The organism is Rhodanobacter soli (genome assembly GCF_040548735.1).
Lineage (GTDB): Bacteria > Pseudomonadota > Gammaproteobacteria > Xanthomonadales > Rhodanobacteraceae > Rhodanobacter > Rhodanobacter soli_A.
On sequence record NZ_JBEPSD010000001.1, the window covers coordinates 1,669,512 to 1,691,990 of the forward strand.

At 66.1% G+C, this 22,479-nt stretch carries 20 protein-coding genes; 12 read left to right on the plus strand and 8 right to left on the minus strand.

The window, feature by feature from the left end:
- Positions 1–3 precede the first annotated feature (3 nt).
- From fmt to ABIE04_RS07670, 5 genes are all read left to right on the plus strand, one after another.
- The gene (gene fmt, locus ABIE04_RS07650) at positions 4–942 is read left to right on the plus strand and encodes a methionyl-tRNA formyltransferase (RefSeq protein WP_354548275.1); all 939 of its coding nucleotides are present in this window, start codon (positions 4–6) and stop codon (positions 940–942) included.
- Positions 942–2,243, plus strand: a complete 1,302-nt coding sequence (rsmB, locus tag ABIE04_RS07655) for a 16S rRNA (cytosine(967)-C(5))-methyltransferase RsmB (RefSeq protein ID WP_354548277.1) — start codon at positions 942–944, stop codon at positions 2,241–2,243. The genes fmt and rsmB overlap by 1 nt, the downstream gene beginning before the upstream one ends.
- A gap of 116 nt (positions 2,244–2,359) precedes the next feature.
- A complete protein-coding gene (locus ABIE04_RS07660) occupies positions 2,360–4,081 on the plus strand; it encodes an ArnT family glycosyltransferase (RefSeq protein ID WP_354548279.1) in 1,722 nt (573 codons plus the stop codon).
- A 156-nt stretch (positions 4,082–4,237) separates the two neighbouring features.
- Positions 4,238–5,491, plus strand: a complete 1,254-nt coding sequence (locus tag ABIE04_RS07665) for an O-antigen ligase family protein (RefSeq protein ID WP_354548281.1) — start codon at positions 4,238–4,240, stop codon at positions 5,489–5,491.
- Positions 5,492–5,503: 12 nt separating this feature from the next.
- Positions 5,504–6,505 (plus strand): glycosyltransferase, encoded by a 1,002-nt coding sequence (locus ABIE04_RS07670; protein WP_354548284.1) that lies wholly within the window; start codon positions 5,504–5,506, stop codon positions 6,503–6,505.
- Here ABIE04_RS07670 and ABIE04_RS07675 read toward each other — a convergent pair.
- Genes ABIE04_RS07675 through ABIE04_RS07685 form a run of 3 tightly spaced genes read right to left on the minus strand, consistent with a single transcriptional unit; the run spans position 6,493 to position 9,232 of the window.
- Positions 6,493–7,332, minus strand: a complete 840-nt coding sequence (locus ABIE04_RS07675; protein ID WP_354549821.1) for a glycosyltransferase family 2 protein — start codon at positions 7,330–7,332, stop codon at positions 6,493–6,495. The genes ABIE04_RS07670 and ABIE04_RS07675 overlap by 13 nt on opposite strands.
- Positions 7,333–7,346: 14 nt before the next feature.
- Positions 7,347–8,285, minus strand: a complete 939-nt coding sequence (locus tag ABIE04_RS07680; protein ID WP_354548286.1) for a glycosyltransferase family 2 protein — start codon at positions 8,283–8,285, stop codon at positions 7,347–7,349.
- Complete coding sequence (locus tag ABIE04_RS07685; RefSeq protein ID WP_354548288.1) at positions 8,282–9,232, minus strand: UDP-glucuronic acid decarboxylase family protein; 951 nt, start codon at positions 9,230–9,232, stop codon at positions 8,282–8,284. Before ABIE04_RS07685 ends, ABIE04_RS07680 begins: the two co-directional genes overlap by 4 nt.
- A 157-nt stretch (positions 9,233–9,389) precedes the next feature.
- On the opposite strand from ABIE04_RS07685, the gene ABIE04_RS07690 reads away from it, so the two are divergent.
- The 4 genes from ABIE04_RS07690 (at position 9,390) to ABIE04_RS07705 (ending at position 13,509) form a co-directional block, all read left to right on the plus strand.
- Positions 9,390–10,205 (plus strand): glycosyltransferase family 2 protein, encoded by an 816-nt coding sequence (locus ABIE04_RS07690; RefSeq protein WP_354548290.1) that lies wholly within the window; start codon positions 9,390–9,392, stop codon positions 10,203–10,205.
- 135 nt (positions 10,206–10,340) lie between these two features.
- Entirely contained in the window at positions 10,341–11,372 is a 1,032-nt protein-coding gene (locus ABIE04_RS07695) for a CDP-glycerol glycerophosphotransferase family protein (protein ID WP_354548293.1), read from the plus strand.
- Between the two features lie 71 nt (positions 11,373–11,443).
- Complete coding sequence (locus ABIE04_RS07700) at positions 11,444–13,186, plus strand: ArnT family glycosyltransferase (protein ID WP_354548295.1); 1,743 nt, start codon at positions 11,444–11,446, stop codon at positions 13,184–13,186.
- Positions 13,183–13,509, plus strand: coding sequence for a tetratricopeptide repeat protein (locus ABIE04_RS07705; protein WP_354548297.1), 327 nt, complete (start codon positions 13,183–13,185; stop codon positions 13,507–13,509). Before ABIE04_RS07700 ends, ABIE04_RS07705 begins: the two co-directional genes overlap by 4 nt.
- Positions 13,510–13,518: 9 nt before the next feature.
- On the opposite strand, the gene ABIE04_RS07710 is transcribed toward ABIE04_RS07705, so the two are convergent.
- Positions 13,519–14,412 (minus strand): LpxL/LpxP family acyltransferase, encoded by an 894-nt coding sequence (locus ABIE04_RS07710; protein WP_354548300.1) that lies wholly within the window; start codon positions 14,410–14,412, stop codon positions 13,519–13,521.
- A gap of 113 nt (positions 14,413–14,525) precedes the next feature.
- On the opposite strand from ABIE04_RS07710, the gene dtd reads away from it, so the two are divergent.
- Positions 14,526–14,969: a D-aminoacyl-tRNA deacylase gene (gene dtd / locus ABIE04_RS07715; RefSeq protein WP_354548302.1), complete on the plus strand. Its 444-nt coding sequence runs from the start codon at positions 14,526–14,528 to the stop codon at positions 14,967–14,969.
- 168 nt (positions 14,970–15,137) lie between these two features.
- Positions 15,138–17,015: an RNA polymerase sigma factor RpoD gene (gene rpoD / locus ABIE04_RS07720; RefSeq protein WP_214556102.1), complete on the plus strand. Its 1,878-nt coding sequence runs from the start codon at positions 15,138–15,140 to the stop codon at positions 17,013–17,015.
- 66 nt (positions 17,016–17,081) lie between these two features.
- Here the strand turns inward: rpoD and ABIE04_RS07725 are convergent, their stop codons facing one another.
- From ABIE04_RS07725 to ABIE04_RS07740, 4 genes are all read right to left on the minus strand, one after another.
- Positions 17,082–17,453, minus strand: coding sequence for a SnoaL-like domain-containing protein (locus ABIE04_RS07725; protein WP_354548305.1), 372 nt, complete (start codon positions 17,451–17,453; stop codon positions 17,082–17,084).
- Positions 17,454–18,432: 979 nt separating this feature from the next.
- Positions 18,433–19,371, minus strand: a complete 939-nt coding sequence (locus ABIE04_RS07730; protein ID WP_354548307.1) for a sugar kinase — start codon at positions 19,369–19,371, stop codon at positions 18,433–18,435.
- 4 nt (positions 19,372–19,375) lie between these two features.
- Positions 19,376–20,407 (minus strand): SPFH domain-containing protein, encoded by a 1,032-nt coding sequence (locus ABIE04_RS07735; protein ID WP_354548309.1) that lies wholly within the window; start codon positions 20,405–20,407, stop codon positions 19,376–19,378.
- 240 nt (positions 20,408–20,647) lie between these two features.
- Positions 20,648–21,697, minus strand: coding sequence for a bifunctional nicotinamide-nucleotide adenylyltransferase/Nudix hydroxylase (locus ABIE04_RS07740; RefSeq protein WP_354548311.1), 1,050 nt, complete (start codon positions 21,695–21,697; stop codon positions 20,648–20,650).
- Between the two features lie 495 nt (positions 21,698–22,192).
- On the opposite strand from ABIE04_RS07740, the gene ABIE04_RS07745 reads away from it, so the two are divergent.
- The gene (locus tag ABIE04_RS07745; RefSeq protein WP_354548314.1) at positions 22,193–22,387 is read left to right on the plus strand and encodes a ribosome modulation factor; all 195 of its coding nucleotides are present in this window, start codon (positions 22,193–22,195) and stop codon (positions 22,385–22,387) included.
- The last annotated feature ends 92 nt before the right edge of the window (positions 22,388–22,479 follow it).

Genomic DNA, 22,479 nt, shown 5'->3' on the forward strand with positions numbered 1-22,479 from the left:
GGCTTGAGTAGCCCAGGCTTGCGGCTGGTCTTCGCCGGCACCCCGGAATTCTCCGTACCCTGCCTCGATGCCTGCCGCGCCAGCGGCGCCGAGGTGGTGGCCGTCTATACCCAGCCCGACCGCCCCGCCGGTCGCGGCCGCAAGCTCACGCCCAGCCCGGTCAAGCAGGCCGCGCTGGCTGCCGGCATCGCGGTCGAGCAACCCGAATCGCTGAAGTCCGCCGACGTGCAGCAGGCGCTCGCCGATTACCGCCCCGACCTGCTGGTGGTGGTGGCCTATGGCCTGATCCTGCCGCGCAAGGTGCTGGCGATCCCGCGGCTCGGCTGCTGGAACGTGCATGCCAGCCTGCTGCCGCGCTGGCGCGGCGCCGCGCCGATCCAGCGTGCGATCCTGGCCGGCGACCGCGAAAGCGGAGTCGACCTGATGCGGATGGAAGCGGGCCTGGATACCGGTCCGGTGCTGCTCGAACGACGCACCCCGATCAGCCGCGACGACACCGGCGGCTCGCTGCACGACCGTCTCGCCATGCTGGGCGCAGAAGCGCTGGCCGAAGGCCTGCGGCGCACGCTGGCCGGCGAGGCGCTGGTCGCCACGCCGCAGCCGGAAGACGGCGTGACTTACGCGCACAAGCTGGACAAGGCCGAAGCGAAGCTCGACTTCAGCCGCCCCGCGCTCGAACTGGAACGCCAGGTGCGCGCGTTCGACCCGTGGCCGGTGGCCGAAGGCGAGATCGCCGGCGAGCCGTTGCGGATCTGGGCCGCCCATGCGATCGAACTCGATCACCATGCCGCGCCGGGCCGCGTGCTGGCCGCCGGTCGCGACGGCATCGACCTGGCCTGCGGCTCGGGCGCCCTGCGCGTCACCGCGGTGCAGCGCGCGGGCGGCAAGCGCATCGGCGCGATCGACTACCTCAACGCCCGCCCTGAATTGCGGCACAGCTGATGAAGGCCGATACCCGCGCCTTGGCTGCCAGGGGACTGGCCGAAGTCGCCCTGCGCGGCGCCTCGTTGCGCGACGTGATGGAACGCAACGCGCCGCGCCTGGCCGATCCGCGTGACCGCGCCCTGCTGATGGCCCTGCTCAGTGAGGGCGCGCGCTGGTGGCTGCGCTTCGACGCGGCGGTCGACGGCCTGCTGGAAAAATCGCTGCGGCACAAGGATCCGGCCGTGCACGCGCTGCTGGTGCTGGGCCTGGTCCAGTTGGAAATCCTCGAACTGCAGGACTACGCGGCGGTGGCCGCCACGGTCGAGGCGGTGCGTGTGCTGAAGCGCCCGCAACTGGCCGGGCTGGTGAATGCCGTATTGCGGCGCTGGCAACGCGAACGCGAAAGCCTGCTGGCGAAGCTCGATGCCAAGCCGCAGACCCGCCATGCGCATCCGGCCTGGCTGGCCGACGCGCTGCAACGCGACTGGCCGCAGCAGGCCGAGACCGTGATGCTCGCCGACAACCGCGAGCCGCCGCTGATGCTGCGGGTCAATCGCCAACGCAGCGAACGCGCCACCCTGCTCGATCGGCTGCAGGCCGCCGGCTATGCGGCGACGGCGCATCCGTGGCTGAGCGACGCGCTGGTGCTGCCGCACAGCGCCGACGTCACCCGCATGCCCGGCTTCGAGGACGGCCTGTTCGCGGTGCAGGACGGCGCTGCACAAGTGGCCGCCGACCTCGCCGACCTGCATGACGGCCTGCGCGTGCTGGACGCCTGCGCCGCCCCTGGCGGCAAGGCCTGCCACCTGCTCGAGCGCGCCGACATCGACCTGACCGCGCTGGAGTTCGACGCCGCGCGCGCCGAACGCATCCGCCAGAACCTGATGCGGCTGCGCCTGAACGCCAAGGTGGTGATCGGCGACGCCGGCGCACCGAAGGGCTGGTGGAACGGCCAACCGTTCGACCGCATCCTGATCGACGCGCCGTGCTCGGCCACCGGCGTGCTGCGCCGCCGGCCGGACGTGCGCCTGCATCGGCGCGAGAGCGACATCGCTGCGATGCACGCACAGCAACGCCGCATCCTGTCCGCGCTGTGGCCGCTGCTGGCGCCGGGCGGACGGCTGGTCTACATCACCTGTTCGGTGCTGCGCGCGGAGAACGAGGCGATCGTGGTCGAATGGCTGGCGGCCCAACCCGAGGCCCAGGCGCTGCCGTTCACCCTGCCGGTTGGACAGGCCGCCGCGATCGGCTGGCAGATCCTTCCCGGCGACGGCGATCTGGACGGCATGTACTACGCGGTGGTGCAGAAGCCGCGCTAAGCCAATACTCGGGCGCCCATGCCATCTTGCCGCGTCGCCGCGCACACCAGGACGTTCCGTTCGTCGGGCTATGATGCGCGCCATCATTGATCGCTGCTGACGGGACATTTCCGACCGTGAAGCCTTGCGTACCTCTGTCCCAGGCCCGCCCGCTATGGCTGCGCAGCGCCCGCCGGGAGTTGTTGCTATTCGGCGTGTTCGCGCTGTTGCTGCTCGGCCTGGGCATCGGGCTGCGCGATCCGTGGCCGTCCGACGAACCGCGCTTCGCGCTGGTGGCGCGGCTGATGGTCGAGCACGGCCAGTGGCTGTTTCCGCATCGCGGCCATGAGCTGTACCCGGACAAGCCGCCGGTGTTCATGTGGCTGCAGGCGCTCAGCTACTACCTCACCCACAACTGGCGCATCGCCTTCCTGCTGCCGTCGCTGGCCGCCGCGCTGGGAGCGCTGGCATTGGTCTACGACCTGGCGCGCCGGCTGTGGAACCACCGCAGCGCGCTGCTGGCCGCGGCCACGCTGCTGGTCACCATCCACTTCACCTACCAGATGCGCAACGCGCAGATCGACCCGCTACTGCTGGGCTGGATCACCCTGGCCAACTACGGCCTGTTGCGCCACCTGCTGCTGGGGCCGTCATGGCGCTGGTTCGCCGCGGGCTGCTTCTTCGCCGGCGTGGGCGTGGCGACCAAGGGCGTCGGCGTACTGGCGCTGCTGATGTTGGTGCCGTACCTGGTCGCACGCCGAGGCCACTGGCACCCGCTGGCGCTGCCCACCGGCGGCTGGCGCTGGGCCGGCGGCCTGGCGCTGTTCTTCGTACCGATCCTGGGCTGGCTGCTGCCGATGCTGTTGGTCGCGCACGCCGACGGCGATCCGCAGCATGCCGAGTACGTGCAGAACATCCTGTTCGGGCAGACCGTGCATCGTTATGCCACGCCGACCGGGCACATCCACTCGCCGCTCTATTTCCTCGGCATCATCGTGGCCGACTGGCTGCCGCTGTCGCTGCTGCTGCCGTGGGCGCTGCCGGCATGGTGGCGCCGGCTGCAGCGGCGCGATGCGCGCTTCCTGCTGCCGCTGGGCTGGATCTTGCTGGTATTGCTGTTCTTCTCGTTCAGCCCGGGCAAGCGCGACGTCTACATCCTGCCGGCGCTGCCGATGACCGCACTGGCGCTGGCGCCGCTGCTGCCCGGCCTGCTGCGCCGGCGCGGGGTGCGCATCGCGGTGTTCGCGCTGACCGCGCTGCTGGCCGGGGCACTCACGGTCGCGGCCGCACTGGCGATCCACCGGCATCCGACGTGGGCGATCAGGATCGAACAAAGTCTGGACCCGCAGATCTGGTGGATGCTGCTCGGCATCGGCGCCGCCGGCCTGCTGATCGCCGCATTCACCCGGATCCGCCGCGCGCCGCTGGGCTGGCTGCTGTTCGCCGGCGTGCTGTGGGCGGTATACGGACTGTGGGGCTACCCGATGCTCAACGGCGACCGTTCCGCGCACGACGTGATGGCGCAGGCGCGTGCCGTCGCCGGGCCGGAGGCCGGCATCGGCCTGCTCGCCTGGAAAGAGCAGAACCTGCTGATGGCACAGGGGCCGGTCGCCGAATTCGGCTTCCTGAAACCATGGCCGCAGCAGTACGCCGACGCTATCGCCTGGCTGCGGCAGGATCCGGCACGGCGCTGGATCTTCAGCCTCGACGACGCAATGGGCCACTGCGTGGACCGCCGGCGCGCCATCCATGTCGGCCACGCCAATCGCCGCGAATGGTGGATGTTCCAGCTCGGCGCGGTGGCGCCCGGCTGCACGCCCGGCGTGAGCGCGAACCAGCAGGCCGACGACGCGCCCTGAGCGGCGGCGAGTTCCATGTATGCACAGGCCCATGGAACGGCGCACCATAAAGGAGATGAACCTTCGCGTTACAATGCCCCGCACGCAAGCCATGTCGACGACGCTGGCCCGTTAGCATTGCCAGACAGGGATTACATGGTTCGACAGGCTCCTCACGTGCGTGAACACCCGGCTTCATGGCAGATCTGGACGGCTTCACTGCTGCTGGCGGTCATGCCCTTGTGTTTCGCCGTATCCGGACGGCTCAAGACCGTGCCGATGGTGCTGCTGTTCGTGGCTGGCCTGATCCTGCTGGTCACCCGCGCGGAAACCCGACACGCCTGCCGCCTGGTGTGGCCGGTGGCCGCCGCCTGCGCGCTGCGTCTGCTGTACGACATCGGCAACTTCCTCGGACACCGGCTCGACTGGACCACTCTCGACCTGCCGGCACAGACGCTGCTGTTCCTGGGCATCGCGGCCGTCTTCACCCTGCCGCTGAAGCCGCGCGTGATCGCGATCGGCTTCAGCCTGACCACCTTGCTGCTCGGTGCGGCCAGCTTGTACCAGCGCTACGTGCTGGGCGCCGACCGCCCGTACGGCTTGAACGGGGGCGACTGGGCCGCGGTCGAGTTTGCAATGTACCTGCTGGTGCTGGCGCTGCTGTCCATGCTGCAGGCGCTGCGTCCGGGCACCCGGCGCGGCGATCGTTGGCTGCATGTCGCGGCAGTGGTGGTCGGCCTGTATGGCGCGGTGCTGACCCAGAGCCGTGGCCCGCTGCTGTCGTTCGCCCCGATCTACCTCGGCCTGATGCTGTGGTACGCCATGCGTTCGCGGCGCTGGCGTCGCATGCTGGCCTTGTTCGCCGTGACCGTGCTCGGCATGCTGGCGATCACCGCCACCCTTCACCACGAAATGGTCGAGCGGCTGACCGATGTCCCGGCCGAGATCGCCAGCTTCAATACCGGGAACAGCAGCGACGCCGCCGGCGCCGTCGGCGAACGCCTGGAAATGTGGCGCGCCGCGTGGCAGGCCTTCCTCGAACACCCGCTGGCCGGCATCGGCCTGGACCAGTTCGGCGTCTACGTGCGCGAGCAGGTTGCCGTCGGCAACGCCAGCCCACTGATCGCCAAGTACGTGCACCCGCACAGCGAATACCTCGAATCGCTGGTGGCCGGCGGACTGCCCGCGCTGCTGGTGCTGCTGCTGTTTCTCGCCGTACCGCTGGTCTTTTTTGCCCGCCACCTCAACCATGCGCAGGAGCCGGTGGCCACGGCCGCCGCGGCCGGACTGATGGTGATCGGCATGTATGGTCTATGTGCGTTCAGCGATAATGTGTTTTATCGGGCGATGCCGCAATCGCTCTACCTGTTCCTCGTGTTGGGCCTGGCCTTCAGCATCGGCCGTCTGCTGCACAACGCTCCGCCCCGCTGACGTCGATTCGCCATGGCCCGTATCAATCTGCTTGCGTGGGACAACCAGCGCGGTCTCAGCCACGATATCCGGCTGCTGTCCTCGACGCTCGTCGCGCTCGGCCACCAGGTCCACGTGACCACGCTCGGTCCGCACCGGCATGACGGCCGCAGCAAGGCCTTGCTGCTGCATGCGCGCATGTGGTGGCAACGCCTGCGCCGCGCCGACCCGCGCGCCACGCCGTACGACATCAACATCGCGCTGGAGCACGTGCGCCCGGACTGGTTCGGGCTGGCCCGGCTGAACTTGCTGGTGCCGAATCCGGAGTGGTTGTCGCCGCGCAGCCAGCGCTACCTGGCCCGCTACGACGCGATCCTGTGCAAGACCCGTTACGCCATGGAGCTGTTCACCGCACGCGGCTGCCGCGCCCTGCACATCGGCTTCCGCAGCACCGACTGTCTTCTGCCGGAAGTCCCGCGGCAACCGACCTTCCTGCATCTGGCCGGCGCCAGCCGGATGAAGGGCACGCAGCGGCTGCTGGCGCTGTGGCAACGGCATCCGGAATGGCCGAAACTGCTGGTGCTGCAGTCGCCGCGCTCCGCGACCCGCCTGAGCGGACCCGCTCCCGCCAACATCGAGCACCGGGTGGGCTATTCCACCGACGTGCACGAGATCCGCCAGCTGCAGAACGCGCACCTGTTCCACCTGTGCCTGTCGGAAACCGAAGGCTGGGGCCACTATCTCGTCGAGGCGATGAGCTGCAAGGCGGTGGTGATCACCTGCGACGCGCCGCCGATGAACGAACTGGTCACCCCGGCACGCGGCGTCCTGGTCAAGGCCGATGATATCGGGCCGTTCAACCTGACCACCTTGCACCGCTTCGACGAGGCGGCGCTGGAAGCCGCCATAGCGCGGCTGCTGGCGATGCCCGGGCACGAATGCGCAGGCCTGGGCGAACGAGCGCGGGCATGGTTCGAGTCGAACGAGGCGGCCTTCGCCGCACGGCTGGACGCCGCCCTGCGTCAGCTTTCCTGAGCGGGAAGCGCGCGCAAGTCGGCAGGCGGATGCACGAACTCGGCCAGGTGCTGGTCGACGCCACGCTCGCAACGAACCAGGCCGCGCGCCCGCGTGTCGTCCACGATACGGTCGTTCGGGTTGTCCACGACATGCTTGCGGGTGGGATGGTAAAGATGCGTCGCCAGCGCGCTGAAACGCAGTTCGCGTCGGAGCAGGCCGGCATGGAAGGCGCGCACGGCCAGTTCGGTGTCCTCGCGGCCCCAGCCGGTCATCGCCTCGTTGAAGCCATTCAGGCGCAGCAGGTCGTCACGCCAGAACGCCATGTTGCAGCTCTTGATGCCACGCTGCTTGGTGCCGGGCCGGGCGTACCAGCGCGCCAGCAGCGGCAGGCGCAAGGTATGCCGGCGCCGCTCGATGCCGCGGCTGAAGAAATCCGGCGCCGCCATGCCTTCGTGCAGCATGCGCAAGGTCAGCGTGGCGTCGGTCAGCACGCGCGAACCCTGCACGAAGCAGCCGCTGCGCGCGAACGCGCGATGGTCGGCGATGAAATGCCGCTCGGCCAGCATGTCGCCATCGAGCAGGATCACGTAATCACCCTGCGCGGCGGCGATCGCGCGGTTGCGCGCGCGGCTCATGCGCGCGCCCTCGTCCGGCTGCCACAGGTGCACCAGGCGCACCGGATAGTCCACCGCCACGCGCTCCAGCAGTTCACGCGTGGCCGGCCCCGAACCGTCGTCGGTGACGATCACCTCATACGGAAGTTCGGTCTGCGCCGCCAAAGCGCGCAGCACCCGTTCCAGCGCCTCGGGCCAGTTGTAGGTGATCACGGCAACGCTGATCCGCATCACGGCGCTCTCGCTCAGTCTGTATTTCGTTGCGTTTTCGGCGCGCGTCGACGTTGCCGGATGGCCGACCACAGGATCGAAGCGGCACGCTGCTGGTTGCGCAACCACGAACCACGGCGCAACCGCGCCAGCTTCGCGTAGTGTCGAGCTTCGCGCCAGGAGGGATCCGGCTTGGTGCGGAACTCATGCTTGACGCTCTCCAGACAGCGCTCGTCAAGGCCAATGTTCCTGGCGTAGATCTCGATCAGGCAGCGCGAGCGGAACCGGTTGAGGTACTGAGTGGCTGGCGTCTGCCTGCCCCACCAGCCGTTGTTGCCGTGGATACGGTAATGCACCGCACCGGTACGCAGGTAGTACTTGCGCGCACCCAGCACGCTGGCACCGAACACCAGACAGTTGTCGGCGGACAGCCGCCATGTATGACCCAGCTCCGCCGGCAGCTCCAGCGTGCGGCGCGCCCACAGCGCGCGCATCGACAACGCCGAGGTCGGCGCGCCGTACCAACGCATCGACATGTAAGTACTGATCGCGGTGAAGCCGAGGTCACATGACTGCTCGGCATAGCCCATCCAGCGCCGCTCGTCGCCGAACAGTTGGATGTCGGAGAACACGAAGTCGACATCGCGGCGGCTGTCATAGAGCTCGCCGAGGCGTGCCAGGTAACCCGGCTCCCAACGGTCGTCGGCATCGAGGAAACAGATGACGTCGGCGCGGGCCTGCGCCACGCCACGCTGGAACGCCACCAGCTGGCCGCCGTTCTCGCCGCATACCAGGGTGACCCGCGGATCGTCGCCATAACGCTCGCGCAGGTAAGCCTGCGAGCCGTCGTTGGAGCCGTCGTCCACCACGATGACCTGCGCGGCCGCGCGGGCCTGCCCCAGCGCACTGTCGACCGCCGCGCCGACGAAGTCGCGGTAGTTGTAGTTGGTGACGACGACCGCGAAGCTGGTCATGCCGCCGCACCGTCCTGCAGGAGGCGACGGAAGTAGCCGATGGTTTCCTTCAGGCCGTCCTCCAGCGCCACCGTCGGCTGCCAGCCGAGTTGGTCACGGGCCACGCCGATGTCCGGCTGGCGCTGGCGCGGGTCGTCCGACGGCAGCGGCCGGTACACCAGCTTCGAGCGGCCACCGACCAGGGCCAGCACCTTCTCGGCCAATTCCAGCATGGTGTGCTCGACCGGATTGCCGATGTTCACCGGCCCGGTGAAGCCGCGCTCGGACTCCATCATCCGCACCATCGCCTCGATCAGGTCGTCGACATAGCAGAAGCTGCGGGTCTGGCTGCCGTCACCGTAGATGGTGATGTCCTCGCCATGCAGCGCCTGCATGATGAAATTGCTCACCACCCGGCCGTCGTTCGGGTGCATGCGCGGGCCATAGGTATTGAAGATGCGCACCACCTTGATGTCCAGCGCGTGCTGGCGGTAATAGTCGAAGAACAGCGTCTCAGCGCAGCGCTTGCCCTCGTCGTAGCAGCTGCGGATGCCGATCGGATTGACCCTGCCCCAGTAGCCTTCGGTCTGCGGATGGATTTCCGGATCGCCGTAGACCTCGCTGGTCGAGGCCTGCAGGATGCGTGCCTTCACCCGCTTGGCCAGCCCCAGCATGTTGATCGCGCCATGCACCGAGGTCTTGGTGGTCTGCACCGGATCATGCTGGTAGTGCACCGGCGAGGCCGGGCAGGCGAGATTGAAGATGCGCTCCACCTCCACGTACAACGGGAAGGTCACGTCGTGCCGCATCAGCTCGAAATACGGATGTGCCAGCAGATGCGCCACGTTGCGCTTGCTGCCGGTAAAGAAATTGTCCACGCACAGCAGGTCGTGGCCGTCGTGGAGCAGGCGATCGCACAGGTGCGATCCGATGAAGCCGGCACCGCCGGTGACGAGGATGCGTTTCATGAGCTGCCGTTCGGTGCCATTGCAGGAAGGTGCGATGCACGCTTGACCGAGATCAACCGGCGCAGGTGGATTTTGTCATGGATTGCAGGGCAAAGCTGCGACCCATCCGGCTGAATGGACACGCGGGCGGGTCGCGGGCTTCGGCTAGAATCCGCCCATGCCCACGTTCCCGCTGACCCTCGCCGTGATCACCCACAATGAGGCCGAGAGCATCGCGCGCTGCCTGGACAGCGTGCCGTTCGCGGCCGAGAAGCTGGTGGTCGATTCCGGCAGCGACGACGACACGGTGGCGATCGCGCAGGCGCACGGCGCGCGCGTGCTGCATCAGGACTGGCTCGGCTTCGGCGCGCAGCGCAATTTCGCCAGCAGCCAGTGCAGCCACGACTGGATCCTGGTGCTCGACGCCGACGAATACCTCAGCCCGGAACTCGCCGCGGAACTGCAGCAGCGCCTGCCGGCGCTGATGGCCGGCGCCGCGCCGGCGGCGTACCTGCGCCGCAGCACGATCTACATGGGCCGGCCGATGCGCTGGTACCGCCCGGCCGTGGGCGAAAAGCTGGCGCGGCTGTACCACCGCGGACGGGCGCGCTGGAGCGACGCACGGGTGCACGAGTCGCTGCGCTTCGACGGCGCGGCGCCGACCCTGCGCGCACCGTTCAACCACGTCAACAACCCGGCCCTGCCGCACAAGCAGCTGAAGGTGCTGCGCTACGCCGAACTGAAATGCCGTGACTGGCTGGACCGGCGCAAGCCGGTGCGGATGTGGCAGGCGCCGTTCGTGTACGCGCTGGCCTTTCTCAAGGACTATGTGTTCCGGCTGGCTTTCCTGGACGGCTGGCGCGGCTTCCTGATCGCGCAGACCGCCGCCAGCTACGCGCTGTACAAACGCATGCGCTATTACGAGATGGTCAACAATCCCGAATCGGTCGCGTCCGCAACCGATTTATTGAACAAACATCACATAGATCGCTGAACACAGGATCACCACGCGGCATGATCAGGCGAACCCGCACGGCACCTTTGCCTCCTCTCCCTCCGGGAGAGGATTGAAGTGAGGGTGTGGGACTCGCCAGAACCTTTTTTGCAAACCGACAATTCCCGACCAAGCATGCCCACGAAAAAGCATTACCTCCTCTACGGCTCCGAGCGTTACGCGCTGGCGATCCTGCGCCCGCTGCAGGAGGCCATCCGTGCCCGCGGCGACGAGGCGGCCTGGTTCTTCGACGGCCCCGGCGCGGAGGATCTGGTCGCCGGCGAGCGCCTGCTCACGGTGACCGAGGTGCGCGCGTGGCAGCCGATCGCGGTGATCACCTCGTCCAATGCGGTACCGCATTTCTTCCCCGGCGTGAAGGTCGAGACCTTCCACGGCTTCGATGCGGGCAAGCCGCGGCACATCTACGTGCGCGGCTTCTTCGACCTGTACTGCACCACCGGCCCGCGCGACACCGCGCAGTTCCAGGCGATCGCCGACAAGCTCGGCCACTTCAGCGTGACCGAAACCGGCTTCCCCAAGCTCGACCCCTTCATGCAGCAGATCACCGGCCCGCTGCCGCCGGTGCGCCAGCCGCCGGTGATCCTGTATCACTCCACCTTCTCGCCGTCGTGGAGCGCGGCCGAAACGCTGTACGAGGAAGTGAAGCGGCTGTCGCGCGACGGCCGCTGGCGCTGGATCGTCACCTTCCATCCGAAGATGAATCCGGACACCACCGCGAAGTTCAAGGCGCTGCAGAACGAGTACCTCACCTTCGCCGAGAACGACAACATCCTGGAGCTGTTCCCGCAGGTCGACCTGATGTGCTCGGACACCTCCTCGGCGCTCAACGAGTTCCTGCTCACCGGCAAGCCGGTGGTGACGTTCAAAAACCGCCGGCCCGGCCCGCAGCTGATCGACATCGACGACCCGGCGCAGTTCGAGAGCGCGATCGCGCGCGCGCTGGCGCGGCCGCCGGAACTGCTGCAGGCGATCCGCGACTATGCCGACGCGATCCATCCGTACCGCGACGGCCGCTCCAGCGAACGCGTGCTGGATGCGATCGACGCCTTCATCGCCCGCGGCGCGAAGAATCGCCGGCGCAAGCCATTGAACCTGTGGCGCAAGTTGAAGATCCGCCGCCGCATCGGCTACTGGGGACGAGCCTAAGAGTGCGGCAGGTCGCCTTGCGCGCACATCGCGCAGGCTAGAATCCCCTCTGGCCTCCCAAGAGTCTGCCCGTGCCATCCAGCTCCTACCGCCGTTCCGAACACCTGCGCGCCACGTGGCCCTGGCTGCCGCTGTGGGCCGCCGTGGCCTTGCTGGCGATCTTCTCGCACGGGCCGATGCCGCTGTATTCCACCCGTACCCTGGCGGTCGCCTGGGAAATGTGGAACCAGGGCCACTGGCTGGTGCCGCACATCAACGGCCAGCCTTACAGCGAGAAGGCGCCACTGTTGTTCTGGCTGATCCAGGGCGGCTGGTTCGCGTTCGGCGTCAACGACGTCTGGCCGCGCGTGCTCGAGGTGCTGTTCGGCGGCGTGCAACTGGTACTGGTCTCGCTGCTGGCACGACGGCTGTTCCCGGACCGGCCGTGGATGGCCAAGGCCGCACCGTGGATGCTGCTGGCGTTCGGCTACGCGTTCCTGTTCGGCCTGCAGATCATGTACGACGTGCTGCTGGCGGTGTGGACGCTGGCGGCCCTGTTGTGCCTGACCCCGAAATCGCACCGCAGCGAGCCGCGCTGGCTGCTGTTCGGTTTGTGCGTGGGCTTCGGGCTGCTGACCAAGGGCCCGGTGATGCTGCTGCACATCATCTTCCCCTGGCTGCTCGGCCCGTTGTGGAACGACTGGGCCGGCCAGCACCGCGCGCGCTGGTACGGCCGCGGCGTGCTGGCGTTGCTGCTCGGCGGCGCGATGCTGCTGGCCTGGGCGCTGCCGGCTGGGTTCTCCGGCGGCGAGGCATACCGGCAACGGCTGTTTTTCACCCAGACCGCGGGCCGCGTGGTCGACAAGCTGGCCGAAGGCAAGGACCTGCAGAACCACGCCGAGCCGATCTGGTTCTACCTGCTGTGGCTACCGGTGATGCTGTTCCCGTTCAGCGGCTGGCCGCGCATGTGGCTGGCCGTGGCCGGCCTGCGCCGGCCGCTGGAATCGGGCCTGCGTTTCGCGCTGTGCTGGCTGCTGCCCACCTTCATCGCGCTCTCGCTGATCAGCGGCAAGCAGCTGTACTACCCGCTGCCGGAACTCGGCGGCATCGCCTTGCTGATGGCCGGTGCGATCGCCGTGCTGCGCGAGCGCCGGCCGAACCTGGCCTACAACGGCTGGCTCGGCACCTGGCCGCTGGGCGTGGGCGGCATCGTGTTCGCCGCGGCGCTGTTCATGCTGCCGCTGCTGGTGGCCGGCAACCACCTGCATGGTGAATGGGCCGATGCCGCAGCGCCCTACAGCCGCTATTTCAGCGTGGTATTCCTGCTGCTGGGCGGCCTGTTGCTGCTGCGCGGCCGCGGCGAGCTGCGTCGCCTGGCCGTGGCCGGACTGATCGGCGTGCTCGCACTCAATACCCTGTTCACGCTGACCCTGTGGCCACGCTACGACCTGCGTCCCACCGCCCACCTGCTCGGTGCCGCCGAACAGGCAAACCGGGCGATCGCCTTCCTCGGCAACTACGAGGGCCAGTTCCATTTCGAGGGCCGGCTGACCCGGCCGATCGAAGAACTTCTCGGCAACCAGGTGGTGCAGGATCAGGCCCTGCAGGACTTTGCCCACGCCCATCCCGATGGCCTGGTCGTGGTGCGCGTGGACCAGCCGGATGCGAACGCCATGCGCTACGCCCTGCTGGTGCAGCCGTTCCGCTCGTCGTGGCTGGTGGTCTGGCCGGCCGTCTCGCTGGCCGACCTGCGCGCCGGACACACCCCGCCGGAACCGGCCCAGCCGACCCGGGTCTACCCGGCCGACGACTGGCGCTACCGCACCCAGCTATGAACGCCGACCTGATCGCCAGCCTGCGCAAGCAGTGCGGCGGCCCGCGCGATGGCGCGCTGCTGCGCTTCTCGCTGGGCAGTGCCTTGCTGGCCGACGGCGACAACGGCGCGGCGATCGACGAGCTGCGGCGCGCGCTAGATTTCGATCCGACCTATTCGGCGGCGTGGAAACTGCTCGGCAAGGCCTGCCTGGCCAGCGGCAACGAGGCCGCTGCGGTCGATGCCTGGCGCAGCGGCATCGCCGCCGCCGCGCAACGCGGCGACAAGCAGGCCGAAAAGGAAATGGGCGTATTCCTGCGCCGGTTGGAAAAGCCTCAATCCTAGAAGCGCGGCCTACCCCTGCTCGCGATCGTATGGGCTGATCAGGCCGTCCGCCGAGTAGCGCTTGTACTGCCACTGATACTGCGCGAAGGCCAACTCGACGCAATCCTGCACGCCCTGGTTGAGTGCCGTGCAAGCGACGGCGAGGTCGGCAGCGGCCAGCCCTTGCGGCGCCGGCAGCAGGTGGATGCAATAACCGGCACCTTGCGGCAGGCGTTCGGCGAACGCGTACAGCACGGTAGCGCCGGTGCGCGCGGCCAGTCGCGGCAGCAGCACCATGGTCAGCGCCTCGCGGCCGAAGAACGGTGCGATCTGGCCTTCGCCCGCGCGCGGCTTCTGGTCCGGCAGGATGCCGACCGTGCCGCCCGCGGCAAGCCGCTTGTACAGCGTGCGCACGCCAGCGCCGTCCGCGCGCACCTGCTCCGGCGCCAGCGCGCCGCGCACCTTGCGCAGCAGGCCCTCGATCGCGGCGATCCGCGGCGGCCGGTACAGGATCGCCATCGGCGTCTTGCGGCACAGCCAGTAATTCAGCAGCTCCCAGCAACCCAAGTGCGGTGCAGCGATGATCACGCCCTTGCCCGCTGCCAGCGCAGCGTCCAGCAGCGCCTCACCACGCACCTCGCGCACCAGCCCCAGCGCGCGCTCGGCGCCGGCGCCCCAGACCTTGACGATCTCGCTGGCCGACTTGCCGCCCTCGGCCATCACCTCGCGCAGCAGCGTCGCCTGCGCCGCCTCGTCCAACTGCGGCCGCACGATGCGCAGGTTCACCGCGGTGTTGTGCACCGTGCGGCCGCCGCGCCACAGCAGCAGGCGGCCCAGCCCGCCGCCGATGCCGTGCAGCGCGCGCAACGGCAGCAGCGCCAGCAGGCGCAACAGGAGGTAGACGAGGTACATGTCGATACGCATCCGTGCAGTTTACGGGAGGCGGCCTCGCGGCACCGAGCCGTGTCGGCGGCCGGCCGTCTTTCACCGGCCGCGATGGCGCCGTAAGCTAGGCGCCTCGCCACCATCGTGCGCCCATGATTGCCCTGATCCAGCGTGTATTGTCCGCCAGCGTCAGTGTCGGCGACGAAACGGTCGGCGCGATCGGCCCCGGCCTGCTGGCCTTGGTGGCGGTGCAGCCGGACGACGGCGAAGCGCAGACGAAGCGCATGCTGGAACGCCTGCTCGGCTATCGCGTGTTCGCCGATGCCAACGGCAAGATGAACCGCTCGCTCGCCGACACCGGCGGCGGCCTGCTGCTGGTCAGCCAGTTCACCCTCGCCGCCGACACCCGTTCCGGCATGCGCCCCAGCTTCACCAGCGCGGCACCGCCCGAGCACGGCCGGCGCTGGTTCGAACGGCTGCTGGAACTGGCGCGCGCCGCACACCCGCCGGGGGTGGAAACCGGACGCTTCGGCGCCCATATGGTGATCCAGCTGGTGAACGACGGCCCGGTGACTTTCTGGCTCGACACCGGATGAACGGACACATGGCGTGCGAGACGCGGCCGGCGCCAGCAAGGCACGGCAACACCGCGATCTGGCGCGATTTTTGCGTGTCAGGTCGAAACCTTTTCTCACTTGAAAACTGGTCAAAAAAGCAGCACATCGCTATAATGTCCGGTTCTTGAACCCTGCGGCGGTCGGTTAATGAATAGCAAAGCTCCCCACGAGCAACAGTCTGAAATCAAGGCGCTCATCTCCAAGGGCCTGGAGCAGGGCTACCTGACCTACGCCGAGATCAACGACCACCTGCCCGACGACATCGTCGACCCGGAGCAGATCGAAGACATCATGGCGGTGCTCAAGGGCGTCGGCATCGAAGTGCACGACGCCGCGCCGGATGCCGACCCGCTGGCCGACAAGGCCGGCAGCAGCACCGACGACGAAGCCGCCGCAGAGGAAGCCGTGGCGCTGCTGTCCGCGGTGGACGCCGAAGTCGGCCGCACCACCGACCCGGTGCGCATGTACATGCGCGAGATGGGCACGGTCGAGCTGCTCACTCGCGAGGGCGAGATCGCCATCGCCAAGCGCATCGAGGAAGGCCTCGGCCAGGTACAGACCGCGCTGGCCAGCTTCCCGCTGACCATCGAACTGCTGCTGGAGGAATACGACCAGCACCTGGACGGCAAGCGCCGCCTCAGCGAAATCCTGGCCGGCTTCCTCGACCTGGAGGAAGCCGCCGACCTCGCCCGCAAGGAAAAGGAAGCCGCCGCCCTGCTGGCGCCCGAGCCCGAAGTCGGCGATGACGACGCAGATACCGACGACGACGACACCGCCACCGAGGAAGAGGAAGAAGCCGGTCCCACCGGCCCCGATCCGGAAGAGGTCAAGCGCCGCATGGAGCTGCTGCGCGACTACTACGCCAAGTTCCAGAAGGCCGCGCCGAAGGCCGCCAGCATCACCGACAAGAAGATCGTCAAGCTGCGCGACCAGATGGCCGAGGAGTTCCTCAAGCTCAAGCTGCCGTCCGCGCTGATCGACGGTTTCGTGCGCAAGCTGCGCGAGGTGGTCAACGACATCCGCCACCACGAGCGCGTGCTGATGGACATCTTCGTCAAGCAGGTGAAGATGCCCAAGGCCGAGTTCATCAAGGCGTTCCCCAGCAACGAAGGCAACCTCGAGTGGGTGGCCGAGCTGAGCCGCAAGCGCCAGAAGTGGTCGCCGAACATCAAGACCTACCGCGAGGCGATCGACGCCGAACAGGAGAAGCTCGCCACCATCGAGCGCAAGCTGTTCCTGCCGCTGATCGACATCAAGGACATCAACCGCGCCATGGCCAGTGGCGAGGCGAAAGCCCGTCGCGCCAAGAAGGAAATGGTCGAGGCGAACCTGCGCCTGGTGATCTCGATCGCCAAGAAGTACACCAACCGTGGCCTGCAGTTCCTCGACCTCATCCAGGAAGGCAACATCGGCCTGATGAAGGCGGTCGACAAGTTCGAGTACCGTCGCGGCTACAAGTTCTCGACCTACGCCACCTGGTGGATCCGCCAGGCGATCACCCGTTCGATCGCCGACCAGGCGCGCACCATCCGCATCCCGGTGCACATGATCGAGACGATCAACAAGCTCAACCGCATTTCCCGCCAGATGCTCCAGCAGTTCGGCCGCGAGGCCACGCCGGAAGAACTGGCCAAGGAAATGGAGATGCCCGAGGACAAGATCCGCAAGGTGCTGAAGATCGCCAAGGAACCGATCTCGATGGAAACCCCGATCGGCGACGACGAGGATTCCCACCTGGGCGACTTCATCGAGGACGGCAACGCCAGCTCGCCGGTCGACTCGGCCACCGAAACCGGCTTGATGGAAACCGTGCGCGACGTGCTCGCCGGCCTCACCCCGCGCGAAGCGAAAGTGCTGCGCATGCGCTTCGGCATCGACATGAACACCGACCACACCCTCGAGGAAGTCGGCAAGCAGTTCGACGTCACCCGCGAGCGGATCCGCCAGATCGAGGCCAAGGCGCTGCGCAAGCTGCGCCACCCGAGCCGCTCCGAACAGCTGCGCTCGTTCCTCGACGTCGAGTAACCTGCGACGCCGGCATGACGAAGAAGCCCCGCCGACGCGGGGCTTCTTCGTTTTACGGAGACGGGCTCAGCCAACGTCGTAGAAGAACTGCTCGCGCACGATCTTGCCGCCGTGCACGCGGTATACGCCGATCTCGCTCATGTTCATCCGGCCGCGGCCCTTCATCGTCACGTCCATCGCCAGCGCGATGCTGAACCAGTTCTCCGCGATCACCGGCTCGCTCACGCTGCCGCCATGCACGTCCTCGATCATCGCGCTGAACTGGCGCCCCTTCTCGTAGATCGCCGCCAACCCCTTGACGCTCCCCAGCGCGCCCGGCGGCAGACCCTCCGGCTCGATGCTCTCCGCATCCTCGGCATACAGCTCGCGCTGCGCCTCCTCGTACTTGCCTTCACGGCACAACTCGACCAACCGTTTCGCGATCGCTTCGGTGTTCATGTGCATGCTCCGGTTTTGGGGGGTGACCAGCCTACGCCCCGGGCCATCGCTTCACCACACGACTTGTGGCACGCCGCCGCCGGTGACGCGCAGCAATCGCGGGGACGCCCCGGGCTGTTCTCGCGCTGGCACGCCTCCGGCAACTCCTCTACCATTCATCGCTTGTGGGCCTATAGCTCAACGGTTAGAGCAGGGGACTCATCGAAAGGTGCCGCCATGCAGGAATGCGTGGACGGGAACGGGATGAATTCAGGGAAACCTCAGCGGCGCGCAACGCGGCCGGTGGCAACCCTGAGCCAAGCCGGCGGTACACCGCCGGAAGGTGCAGAGACTACCTGAGGGCTTCAGCGCCCTTGATCACAGGCTCGAGCGTCCCGCACCCCATCCGCCACGGGCGAAGGGTGAAGAGATAGTCCGCGCCGGAGGGAAACCTCCGGAATACGCGAATCCCTTGGTTCCAGGTTCGAATCCTGGTGGGCCCACCACATTTGATCGTCAAGGTGTTTGTTCTGGAAACCATAGTTTGGCCTGAATGGCCAACTTATGATTTCCAGAAAGCATAGTCGGACCGGGGCCTCGCTAGACAGCCACTTATGGCTCGAGCGCTCTCAGCGCCGGAAGCCACCATTGCTGAATGGCGTCTCATAGCACATTTTTGGGGATGCCGGTTTCGCGCATCAAATCCGCCAAGAGCCCTTTCCGTGACAGCAGCTTGATGTGCCTTTGACGCCAAGCCTGGATTCCATTGAACGTGGCCTCCCGAGCTTGGATCCCGAAGAGCGCCCAGGCTTCGGTGACCCTCTCTACTGCGGCGACCAAACTAAGATGTAGTGGTCGCACGAATTGCGACTGGCTTCTGAGATCGAAAGAATGAGCACCGAGCGGTACGGTTGCGGCCTAATCCGCATTGGCACATCGCCTTCAGTATCTCCGGAAAGCGATAATAGATTGTGGATACCCACGTCTCATGCGAGGCCCATCAGTTCACCAGTTGCCCGTACCTTTCCGCTACGCTGATGGTCGCAGTCATCCCGGCATTGAATTCTAGGAAATCGGCTTCGATCCCATCACTGAAGATCACGCCGTAGCCTGCCATCTGCGAGACGAGTTGCAATGGCTCCTTATGAGTCACTTGCCCGAAAACCAACTCGACTTGTGTCGTGCGACTGGGGAACGGTTCGCGTACCGTAAACTGCAAATGAGCAGCATCCCATGCAAATCCATGTTCTCGCATGGCCTGTGCCGGCTCTGCGAGTGCGTGCCCGGCAACGCCGGCCGCACCGGCCAACAGGCTCTGAAACCACCCCGTTGAGCCCAACCCAGTCGACACAATGATTCCACTGGAAGAATGCGTTTCGGATCGACCCCCTTGCTGTATCTGATAGCGCGCGGATACATGCGATCGCGGACCGATGAAAAGGTCATTGACCGCATAAAGCTCCTGCCCATCGCTCAAGCTCGCGCGCGCCATCGTGACGCGATTCAGCGACCGCTTCCCGGCAATAACCTCCTTCGCTATAGCCGACAGATCTTCAACCTCGAAGGGAAGGAGAACCCCGTCCCATCGAGCGGGGTCCGGATTGACCCCAATGACCGGCTGCGCACTCTTGAGATACTTGAGCGTGTTCGCGACCAAGCCATCCTGTCCCAGCACCACGACCAAGGCATCGGGCGCAAAGAGGTAGTTGGATAAGAAGCCACGATCCAGTCGCTGAACACGGCCGAAGCGACCCAAGGTCGCCTCGGCCGTCTGCACCGCGCCTAGATAGACGCGATGCTCCGCCTCATAGTCCGAAAAGTCCGCACTCAGATGCTCGACGTAGAAGCGCGCCTGTTCGATCGTGTTGAAGCGCACGATCAACTCCTCCAGCCGCGTCTTGCGAGTCACCAGCACGATCCGCTGGTTCAGCGCATCCATGGCGTCAGGCCTTGGCCGGTAACTTGGCTCGCGGCTGCGTCAGCTGCTGCAACAGATCCGGCGAGATGTTGAGTTCGCCAATCCGACCGGCACCTTCAGCCAAACCTTGGAAGGCCTGCGCAATCAGCACGCTGGGGTCGGCCTGTCCGACCATCAGAGCCTGCAGCACCTTCGGATCGATGCCCTGTACTGCCTTCATGGTGGCCGCCACCGCATAGGCCTTGGCATCGGCTTCAGTCTGCGCATTCGCAGCACGCAAGGAGGTCAGGCTCTTGTTCTTGTCTTCCAGGGCAATCCTACCGGCCATATCCTGATCCTGGATTGCCTGGCGTTTGGCCAACACGGCTTGCTCGGCTTCCAACTGTGTTTCGCGGATCTGGCGCTTCTTGGTCTCGACCGCGATCTCGGTATTGAGCTCGTTTTCCTTGACCGCACGTTCCTGCTCGATCGCGGCATTGCGGCGCACGTAGGTTGCATCGTCCGCCTGCTTGAGGATCTGCTCGCGGACCTGGGCTTCGAGCGCTCGGGCCGTCTCCGGATTGGGCTTCACCGCAAGGACCGACAGATTGACCAGTTCGAGTCCAAGGCTGGAAAGGCCATCGGCGCGCTGTAGGCCTTGGCGCACGACCTGGACCAGATGATCTGAACCGCGCAGCAGTTCCTGCAGTGTTTGACCCTGCAGCACCGAACGCAACTGCACCTGCACGGCATTGACCACTCGTTGCGGCAACTTGGTCCGGTCTTCCGAGGCATAGGTACCATCGGGTTTGAGCGTGAAGTTCATGAGACTGGCCAGCGTGGTCGGAGCGGACACGCGGTAGGTGACCTGCCCCTGCACGGTGACGACCTGAAAGTCGCTGCTGACTTCCTGGAACATGAAGGGGGTATCCACGCTTTCCAGCGGGATCGAGACCAGCGTGGCGCTGGGCGCGAAGTACCAGAACGTGAGGCCGGTGCCTTCGCGCACGGCTTTGCCGTTCTTGTACTGGATGACATAAGTGCTGGGACTGGCTTTGACGTAGCGATAACCGAACATGATCGTATCCCCTGGTTAGATGAGTTGGTTGCGCACGCAGACCTTGGCGAAGGCCCGAGCGTGAATGCGTGTTCCGTGCTCCCACACCGCGTCCATGGCGTGCTCCCTAACCGTGGGTCGCTTCATGTCCTCGATGGATTGGCTATTTGTAGATACCGCTAACGTGAGTGATTGCATGACGGAAGCTCCTTCGCGTCGTGGGAAACCAGCGGTCTATCCGCTGGCGGGATGGGCGAGATATCAACCTCGACCCAGGAAAAACTCCAGAATGGCCAGATGGTCCTCGAACAGCTGTGGCCCCATCTCCAATGCTTCGCTCACGGGAAACCAGTGGGCCTTGTCGGCATCGTCGCCACCTTTCACGGCCGGCAACTCACCGGCGGGGAAGTCGAAGTGATACGCGTGGGTGATGGTGCGCCCGCGCTGTGATCGCTCCGGGTGATCGAATACGTGCTGGCCCTTGATCGACCCTTTGAGCACCGGCAGCGGAAGCTTGAGGCGAGTTTCTTCGCGCAGCTCACGCAAACAGGAGGCTAGGATGGATTCGTCCTGGCCCACGAAGCCACCGGGCAATGCCCAAAGCCCCTTACCCGGCTCGGCGCGACGACGCACCAGGAGTACGTGACCCGAATGCACGACGACGGCATCGGTGGTGACGAACGTCGGGGGATACGGCGAGGCAGACCAGGCAGCGCGGTAGTTCTGGATGAAGCGGTGCTCTGCCACCAGTTGCCCATACACAGCAGCATTCTTGCGGAAGGCTTCAAGCATCTCGAAGACCGGTGCTGGTACGTTGGCTTGCAGCATGCGCAACGCACCGCGACCCGCTTCGTCGGCGGCCTCGAACAAGTAGCGACGAAGCTCTGTCGCGGGGAGCGTTTCGGAATGGGGGAGATGCACCAGAGGCCACTGCGGGAATTCCTGCAGGTAGTAGCTGCTGGCATCTTTCTCTCGGCCAATCATCCCTATGCGTGCATCCGGTGCCCCGCCATCACCTTTGACGGCTTCCGCGACGGCCCGTTGTACGGCGGCGATCCAATGAGCTTCGTTGTAGAGGTGATCGCGCAACGGCAGGACGATCAGCCGTTCTGACACGTCTTCCAGCGCAGCGCAAACCATCACCGCGCGCTCGGCGACGGTCCATGGATTGCGCAGCGAACGAGGGGTGTCGGCGGAACCGACCAGGAAAATGAGCTTCTTCGCGTGGCCCAGCGCATGACGGGCGACGGCCGCGTGGCCGACGTGGAAGGGCTCGAAACGGCCAATGAAGACCAGGTACTCAAAATCCATGAGGCTCCCTCACGGCGAATGGATTCTCGGGTCTGTCCCAAGATGTGAAGCATATGCTACGCCAGTCGATATTGGAGTCAACGGCCAGCTACTTATCGGGTTGTGGATTCACGCGATGCAGCGGCCAAATTATGCTTTACGCGCGTGGCCAAATATAGCTTTCCGGAAAAAAATCACCGGGTCATCAAAGCGGCACCCGCATGGGGTGCACGCTCCTCTCACATCGCGCCCGGACCGCTGGCATGCCGCGGCAGCCGTGAGCCATTGCAGCCATGACTCTCGAAGCGTGATGGACATCACGATTCATGTGGTCGTGAAATGAAAAAATGTGAACCGCTTCACTCTGTACAGTTAACCTAATCGCCGTGAGGCGACCGTCCCAGCCAACCCCCGGCACAGATGGATCCAAGCCCGCTTCGGCGGGCTTTTTCATGATTGAAACTTCGGCACGCCGACCTCACCCAAGGTTCCACGACGCCCATTGAGGACGCCAGCATGGTCAAGGAAAGCGGGATGCAGTATCCGCTGCAGGCCTGGATCGAGGGCCATTACGCACGCGATTGCGGTGAGCCGCGGGAGAAGTGTCCTTACGAGCACGGCTCCACGATGGCTCTTGCCTGGCACAGGGGCTGGTGCAATCGCGAGCAGCTGGATGCCGCGAAAGGCCAGCAAGCGGAAGCCGGCGATTAGCCCCGGCCGCATGCCGGGCCATGCGGGAAAGCACCGCTCATGCTTTTCAGCACGGGAAGCAGGCGAGGCCGATGGATCCGTGATCGACCGGC

Bases quoted from the DNA above. Each gene is read 5' to 3' on its own strand.
- rsmB (WP_354548277.1), top strand. From the start codon at position 942: ATGAAGGCCGATACCCGCGCCTTGGCTGCCAGGGGACTGGCCGAAGTC.
- ABIE04_RS07670 (WP_354548284.1), top strand. From the start codon at position 5,504: ATGGCCCGTATCAATCTGCTTGCGTGGGACAACCAGCGCGGTCTCAGC.
- ABIE04_RS07675 (WP_354549821.1), bottom strand. From the start codon at position 7,332: ATGCGGATCAGCGTTGCCGTGATCACCTACAACTGGCCCGAGGCGCTG.
- ABIE04_RS07680 (WP_354548286.1), bottom strand. From the start codon at position 8,285: ATGACCAGCTTCGCGGTCGTCGTCACCAACTACAACTACCGCGACTTC.
- ABIE04_RS07685 (WP_354548288.1), bottom strand. From the start codon at position 9,232: ATGAAACGCATCCTCGTCACCGGCGGTGCCGGCTTCATCGGATCGCAC.
- ABIE04_RS07690 (WP_354548290.1), top strand. From the start codon at position 9,390: ATGCCCACGTTCCCGCTGACCCTCGCCGTGATCACCCACAATGAGGCC.
- ABIE04_RS07695 (WP_354548293.1), top strand. From the start codon at position 10,341: ATGCCCACGAAAAAGCATTACCTCCTCTACGGCTCCGAGCGTTACGCG.
- ABIE04_RS07705 (WP_354548297.1), top strand. From the start codon at position 13,183: ATGAACGCCGACCTGATCGCCAGCCTGCGCAAGCAGTGCGGCGGCCCG.
- ABIE04_RS07710 (WP_354548300.1), bottom strand. From the start codon at position 14,412: ATGCGTATCGACATGTACCTCGTCTACCTCCTGTTGCGCCTGCTGGCG.
- dtd (WP_354548302.1), top strand. From the start codon at position 14,526: ATGATTGCCCTGATCCAGCGTGTATTGTCCGCCAGCGTCAGTGTCGGC.
- rpoD (WP_214556102.1), top strand. From the start codon at position 15,138: ATGAATAGCAAAGCTCCCCACGAGCAACAGTCTGAAATCAAGGCGCTC.
- ABIE04_RS07725 (WP_354548305.1), bottom strand. From the start codon at position 17,453: ATGAACACCGAAGCGATCGCGAAACGGTTGGTCGAGTTGTGCCGTGAA.
- ABIE04_RS07730 (WP_354548307.1), bottom strand. From the start codon at position 19,371: ATGGATGCGCTGAACCAGCGGATCGTGCTGGTGACTCGCAAGACGCGG.
- ABIE04_RS07735 (WP_354548309.1), bottom strand. From the start codon at position 20,407: ATGTTCGGTTATCGCTACGTCAAAGCCAGTCCCAGCACTTATGTCATC.
- ABIE04_RS07740 (WP_354548311.1), bottom strand. From the start codon at position 21,697: ATGGATTTTGAGTACCTGGTCTTCATTGGCCGTTTCGAGCCCTTCCAC.
- ABIE04_RS07745 (WP_354548314.1), top strand. From the start codon at position 22,193: ATGGTCAAGGAAAGCGGGATGCAGTATCCGCTGCAGGCCTGGATCGAG.